Origin of the sequence: Pseudomonas sp. ML96, from assembly GCF_000761545.1 — a bacterium.
Lineage (GTDB): Bacteria > Pseudomonadota > Gammaproteobacteria > Pseudomonadales > Pseudomonadaceae > Aquipseudomonas.
Window position 1 is genome coordinate 1 of the sequence record NZ_JPMY01000040.1, and the last position, 6,495, is coordinate 6,495.

General features: G+C 60.2%; 7 protein-coding genes. 3 read left to right on the forward strand and 4 right to left on the reverse strand.

What is annotated here, in order from left to right:
• The first annotated feature begins 125 nt into the window (after positions 1-125).
• Positions 126-1,514, forward strand: a complete 1,389-nt coding sequence (locus IP89_RS19265) for a site-specific integrase (protein ID WP_043311340.1) — start codon at positions 126-128, stop codon at positions 1,512-1,514.
• Positions 1,515-1,599: 85 nt separating this feature from the next.
• Positions 1,600-2,037, forward strand: a complete 438-nt coding sequence (locus tag IP89_RS19270) for a hypothetical protein (RefSeq protein ID WP_052081141.1) — start codon at positions 1,600-1,602, stop codon at positions 2,035-2,037.
• Between the two features lie 118 nt (positions 2,038-2,155).
• Here the strand turns inward: IP89_RS19270 and rnhA are convergent, their stop codons facing one another.
• The 4 genes from rnhA to IP89_RS19290 form a co-directional block, all read right to left on the reverse strand.
• Entirely contained in the window at positions 2,156-2,656 is a 501-nt protein-coding gene (gene rnhA / locus IP89_RS19275) for a ribonuclease HI (protein WP_052081142.1), read from the reverse strand.
• Positions 2,657-3,034: 378 nt separating this feature from the next.
• A complete protein-coding gene (locus IP89_RS19280) occupies positions 3,035-3,754 on the reverse strand; it encodes a helix-turn-helix domain-containing protein (RefSeq protein WP_156115083.1) in 720 nt (239 codons plus the stop codon).
• Positions 3,751-4,008 carry a hypothetical protein gene (locus IP89_RS19285; RefSeq protein WP_043311342.1) on the reverse strand — a complete coding sequence of 86 codons (258 nt, stop codon included), beginning with the start codon at positions 4,006-4,008 and terminating at the stop codon, positions 3,751-3,753. Before IP89_RS19285 ends, IP89_RS19280 begins: the two co-directional genes overlap by 4 nt.
• Before the next feature lie 460 nt (positions 4,009-4,468).
• Positions 4,469-5,053 (reverse strand): recombinase family protein, encoded by a 585-nt coding sequence (locus IP89_RS19290; RefSeq protein WP_043311343.1) that lies wholly within the window; start codon positions 5,051-5,053, stop codon positions 4,469-4,471.
• 418 nt (positions 5,054-5,471) lie between these two features.
• Between IP89_RS19290 and IP89_RS19295 the strand changes: the two genes are divergently transcribed.
• Entirely contained in the window at positions 5,472-6,170 is a 699-nt protein-coding gene (locus IP89_RS19295; RefSeq protein WP_043311344.1) for a hypothetical protein, read from the forward strand.
• Positions 6,171-6,495 lie beyond the last annotated feature (325 nt).

The following is a 6,495-nucleotide window of genomic DNA, read 5'->3' on the forward strand; positions in this document are numbered from 1 at the left end:
GCAGCCACAGCGGGAACATCGTGTGCCGGGGTGTGGCTGGTGGGGCCGCCTCCAGCAACCTAAGTTACTGATTCTGAACGGTTTTTCGCTCCATTCCACGCAGTGGTACAAGGAGTGATACATCCGTGTCTACTGTCCCGTCTTACCTGCTTTTGTCGCGCCATTCGGTCTTCTACTTCCGGATTGTGGTGCCTGACGTCATTCGCCCATTGTTCCCCCAGCGTGAGATACGCAGGTCCCTGCAGACCCGGTGCCGGAGAGAGGCGCTTATCCGTGGCCGAGAGCTACTGCTGCAGGTCCAGCGGCTATTCACCGAGGCCTTCCAGGGGCGCCGGCCTTCACTGGACCTCTTGCGCGGTGCCTGGGAGGCGGGCGGCAAACGGTTGGCTAGCTGGGCCTCCTGGCTGCGTCAGCAGCAGCTGGTGAGCAGTTTCGAGTCGGTGATAGGTCAGCCCCAGGGGGCGCCGGTAAACGCGCAGGAGAGGCCTTCTAAGGCGCTTGTGAAGGATCGCCCCGAGCTGGCGCCCAGGTTCTCCAAGGTGGTCGAGGAGCACCTGCGGGAGCAGGCCAGGGAGGGTGTTTCGCTGAAGACCCTGGACGACAAGAGGGCGGTTGCGTCGTTGCTGGTCCGCGTCATTGGCGACCACCCCATAAACCTGATTACCAGGAAGGAGGCGCACCAGTTCCGGGAGACAGCGCTGAAGCTCCCGCCGCGCATTCACCAACTGCCGGTCATGTCGCTGGAGCAGGCCATAGCCCAGGCGGAGACCACCATCAGCCTGACCACCTTCAACAACTACGTGAAGAACCTCACTACGGCCTTCGTCTACGCCATGCGGGAGGGATATTGTGAGAAGAACCCCTTCGACGGCTTGCGTGTGAAGCAGCGGGGGAAGGTCAGCGAGGAGCGCTCTGCCTTCACTGAGACCGACCTGCGGGCGCTGTTCGACAAGACCAGGTATGCCCCAGCGGATGGCCCCAAGCCGAACCAGTATTGGCTGCCGCTCCTGGGGCTCTACACGGGCGCCCGGCTCAACGAGTTGTGTCAGTTGCGCCTGGATGACGTGGTGGTCGTCAACGGCATCGACTGCCTGCATATCCGCCAGGGCAGCCCAGACCAGAAGATCAAAACGGACAGCTCGGAGCGGCTGGTCCCGATCCACTCACGACTCAAGGCGCTGGGCTTCTTGGAGTATGTCAGGCGGCTGCGTAGCGAGGGGCAGATTCGGGTGTTCCCCGAGCTGACACGCCACAAGAAGCATGGCTACAGCGCAGCTCCGTCCAAGTGGTTCGCTCGGGTTAGGGCGCAGCTGGGCTTCGAGGGCAAGAAGGACTTCCACAGCTTCCGACATACCCTGGCCGACCATCTGAAGCAGAAGGGCGTGTCGGAGGCGCTGGTGGGCGGCATCCTGGGGCATCAGACCGGAGGGATAACCTTTAGCCGGTATGGGAAGGACTTCAGGCCGGAGGTGCTGGCGCCTGTGGTGGAGTTGGTTTGCTTGCCGATACCTTGAGCGCTCGTAGGCGATGCTTCCATGGGTTCAGCCTTTGAATGGATAATCTTCGACGCAGCAAGAAGCTGCGAATCAAGGAGGAACTATGAAGAAGCTGTCCATTGTTGCGTCTGCCATCGCCTTTGCTTTGCTCGGAGGATGCGCGGCGTACAAGCCAGAGACATGGGTGAACAGAGGGCCCACCACAATCGACGCATCGGAGACGGGGCTGATCTACTGCTACGACGATGCAAACATCATTGATGGCGAGCGTATGGTGGGGACGCTCTGTGCAACCCCTACCTCGGGATTCTTCATGCAAGGTGAGCCCGAGATCAAATTTGGGCCATGGAATCGCAAGTTCATGTCTGCTCTGGTTAGCGAGACCACGAAGGGAGTGGAGCTTGACTACAAGGGCAAGCGCGCTTTCTTGAAATGCAGCCCTGTCCTCGGTGCTGACAGTAAGGTAGAGGTTGGCCGCGACTGCACCGCTACCATGAATGACCAGCACCTGGTTTCCGCCAAGTTCATCTTCAAAAAGTGAACAGGGAGCGCTGTAAGGCCTGGGAGGGCGAGGTCGATCAGCGCGACCAGAAAACAGCAGGGGAGCAGACACGCCCGAGCAGGCCCTGGGGAGGCGCCGCAGGGGGCGTGATAGTGGCTTAGACCAGAGGTGCTTCTACCGCTGGTGTCCGCTTGCGGTGTGCCTTCTGGAACTGTGCAGCATGGCCAGCGAGGGCATCTGCTCGCTCATTCTCGGCATGACCGCTGTGCCCTTTGACCCAGTGCGCAGTGACGCTGTGCTGACCCAGCGGGGCATCGAGAGCCTGCCAGAGGTCGATATTCTCGACAGGCTTCTTGTCCGACTTCCTCCAGCCCCTGGCCTTCCAGCCCGCCAACCACTGATTGATGCCGTTGACGACATACGTGCTGTCGGTGTGGAGGTCGACCTGAGCGGGGTTCTTGAGGGCCTTCAAGGCCTCGATGGCGGCGCTCAACTCGGCCCGTTGATTGGTGTGGTGGTCGCCTGCAAGCGGCCCAGCCAGCTCTAGGGTCTCGCCTGCCGCGTTGCGGAGGAGGACTCCCCAGCCAGCACGGGCAATGTTCGTTCCGTTGTTGAGACAGGCGCCATCGACGAAGGCGGTGTAGGTGCGTGAGGTCATGTTGATTCCTTATGTGGTGATGTTGAGGTGCAGCCGTCCCCTGGCAGCCTCGGAGGAGGACGCCTGATAGATCGGTGCGGGGGTGGTGAGGCGGGGCGGGCCAATTCCCGACATAGATATAGGTGGCCCGCTATGGCGGCAGACCAACTCATCGTCGGGGGTGGCTAGGTCAGGGCGGTCGTGGAAGACGGCAGTAGCGCAGCTGCTGTCGGCTTTCCGCAGAGACCAAGCCCAGTAACGGGGAGTGATGATTGCGGAGGATGGACTACTAGGATGGAAGTCCTGGTCTTTCCCTTCTTCTGTGTTTGGTGGTTGGTCCGGCTCTACGGCCCCAGCCAGCCGCTACGCGACTGCCTGTGCCACGCCGTCCCTGCTGGTCTAGATGCAGAGTCTGTCTAGTTCGGGGTCGGGAGCGAGAGGGAATGGTTCGTTGGCGGCCGGCTTGCCAGCCAAGGCTCCAAGTCGTCGTTGAAGTACCTCGGCGGTCTCTGCATTTCGTTGGCATCTGGTCTGAACTGGTTCAGGGGATGCCTGTTTGAACGCTAAGCAGACCAGCTCGTTGAAGACGTGCTTCATTGATGCGCCTGGGAAGGAGAGCATGAACTCGGCGGCATATTCCTGGGCTCGGTCGTGAAGCCAGCCGGCCCTGCTGACCAGCATGTCGTTGGCAGCAACAGGTGCTTGTCGAGGAAGCCACTCGGGGATGAACAGCGCCACCTTGCCTTGGTCGGCCGCACCAGCGGTGGTCTTCTCCTTCAGATAGCGAAGTTGATTGTCGGTCATGTCCAGTTCCAGCATTCCGGTCTTGTCGTTGATGCGCATGCCGAATAGCGCCCGTAGTACTGACCACATTTCCGAGTAGCGCACGCCTCCTGGTTGGGTGCTGAGCTTGACCAGTTCGGCGATGGCTGTAGCGCGGGACATGGTCGGCAGGAGGTCGGGAGACAGCGGGTCAGGGGCTACCTCCATCGGGGCGTTTTGTTTGATTTTGCTGACTCGGCGGCGGGACATGCCCAGTGTGTCGGCTACTTTACGCTCGGACATTCCCGAGGCCAGAAGCTTGAGCACGTCTTGTTCATGGCTTGCAGAATCACTCATGGCCTACCTCGGCGCGCTCGAGCGATGGGGTCGAGGGCAAGCCAGCGCGGCTCCTCCCGGTCGGTCTTGGCGAGGCCCAGGAGGTCGTCGTCCTTCCAGGACAGACCAGCAGTCAGGGACAACTCCAGGGCTTCAGCAAGGCGTGTCTCGCGGCGCTTCAGCTTACCCAGGGTGCAGGCCAGGAAGGTCAGTCGGTCTAGGTGGTCGGGGCGGAGGTGCAGGTTGAGGCGCACCAGATTGTGGGGGTGTTTCATTGGATCAAGGTCCTTGGTGATAGGCGAACGCCAGCGCCCCGCCAGGAGGTGTCCGGGCAGGGTGTATAAGCGTTCGGGGATGAGATTGGAGGTCTTAGCGGCGCGGTTACGCGGTGCTGAAGGCGGGTCTGGAGGTGGGCAGGCGGGTACGTATGCTATGACTGGGGGTAAATAGGTTAGACGGAGTAAGTCCAGGAACTGTGCAGTCTCTAAGGGGGCGATGGTGGGTGCCCGAAGAAGGGCAGTATCTCCCCGTGGAGGTCTTCAGGTGGTCCCGAGAAGCATGAGTGGCTTCGAGTGATGATAGGTATTGAGGCATCCGGAGGCCACCACGGAGGTGGCTAGACGGTTGCTTGTGGGAAGACTGGCAGTATTTCGGCTTTTTCGGCCTTCAGGCCAGGAGCAGTGCGGCTTTCAGGCGATACGATGATGGTCCTCCCAGGGCACCACTCCACTCGGGTCAGATAGTGGCTGACTCGCCGGCCCTGCAGGCGCGCTTCACGGTGGCTGTCGAGACGCCCCAGTGGTCGGCAGTGACCTTGATACTGGAGCCGGTATCCTTCCGCCAGGCAGCGATAGCGGCGTCATCGTGCTGCTTCGGTGCGCCTAGCTTGCGACCGTCGGCCTTGGCCTTGTTGATACCCGCCATCTGCCGCGCCTTGATGTTCTCCCTTTCCAGCTCCGCGACGCCGGCCAGCAGGGTGAGCATGAGCTTCCCGGTGGGGTTGGAGAGGTCGAAGCCCTCCCGCATGGAGATGACGGTGACGCCCTTCGCCTTCAGCGCCTCGACTGTCTCCAGCACGTCAATGGTGCTCCTGCCCAGGCGGTCGATGGCGGCGACGACGACGGTGTCCCCCTTCCTGGCATAGGCGAACAGGGCCATGAAGCCCTTCCGCTCCAGGGCTTTGGTGGTGCCGCTGGTGGCCTCGTCGGTGAACCAACCGTCCTCCGACACGTTGTAGCGTTGGCCGATAGCGTGTCGCTGCGCCTCGATGGACTGGCCGTCGGAGCTGACGCGGGTGTAGGCGAGGATAGCGGCGGTCATGGTCTGGGCTTCCTGGTCCACAATGTTGGCTCAGAAAGCTACTGTCCGGATCACAATAAATCAACACTTATGATCCATGTAGAGGGCCGCATTCCTTCGTGGGCGTAGAGGGTGGCCCAGCTTGGCTCACAAGGTGTACCTAATGAGCCAGCCTTGGCACGACTGGTACCGTCGCCGAAATTGGGAGCCGCTCAAGTTTCCAGTGCGCTCTCCCTCTACCTGGTGGTGGTCAAGGTGGTGCCGGCGTATAGGGGGGCGGAGTGGGGGGGCGGGGGGAGCTCGGTCCCGACCTTACTTATCAAAGCTGCTCAGATTTTTCGCGTAAAAATAGTCGCTGACAGCCCCCCAGTGAGGTGAACTTTACATCGCATCGCTTCATGATTCGGGTCTGTTGCTGAGGCTTTTAGGGAGCATGGGAATGTGGACGAAAACAGGAAAGCAACTGCTCAAGGAGTTCTGGATTCCGGGGCTTATTGCAGCTGCCTGGACGACTTACGTGGTATGGGGGGCAGCCATCACGGTGGAGAAAGTGCTGGCGGCACTGGGACCATCGTTTTTCCTAGCAAGCTGGTTGACTGGCCAGGTGTTCCGGGTCCGCAAACAAGCAGGAGTAGAAAGTGGTCTGCAAAGCCTGGAAAGGCGCCTCTCTGGACTGGTGGAGAAGATCGAGGGGGACACCCGCGAGTTGCTTAACCATATGACGGGAGGAGATAGCTTCTGCTACATGAGCGTTATGGCTGACAACCGAAACTGGATGGTCGTCCACATGGGCGACCACCACCTTCAAAACCTCAGTGCGCGCGTGTGTGACCTTGATGTTCCAGACACGCCGAACTGGATGCAGGCCGCTAATACTCATGTAACTGTTGGGACTCTGTTCAAAGGGATGTGCTCAATTAACAGCCTTACCAAATCCCTCACAGGGCAGCATCGTAGATTCAATATCTTCTACTCCGCCAGTAATGGGACGTTTACTCAGGAACTGCGCCTCAAGGACGTAGGGGGCGACAGATGGGCAATGGCTACACGTGTTTTCCGAGACGGTCCCGGGGAACTTCTTTATGAGCGAATTGACCCAAACTTCCCGCTGGAGGCAGATGGCACTCCTGGCTACTAGCTCCTAACAGCGGGTAGTTGGCTGCAGGCACACTTAATGGCGTCCGTTATTGAGCTTCGCCGTTGTATCAATTGACTCCTCGCCCTGTCCTCGGGTGGTACAAAAGGGGGACAGGCAGGTGGTACAAGGCGCCTTGCAGGGCTCCCCGTGAGGTCGCCTACAATGGCCTCGTTTTCCATTCTCTGCGTGGTCAGCTGAAGGCCGGCTCAGAAGTGACGAAGACCCGGAAAGCGCTCTAGATATGAGGCTCGACGGGCTTCGTTATGGTGGTCCCATCGGTCCCCCCGCAACGATTACCCGTTAACCTGGTCAGGTCCGGAAGGAA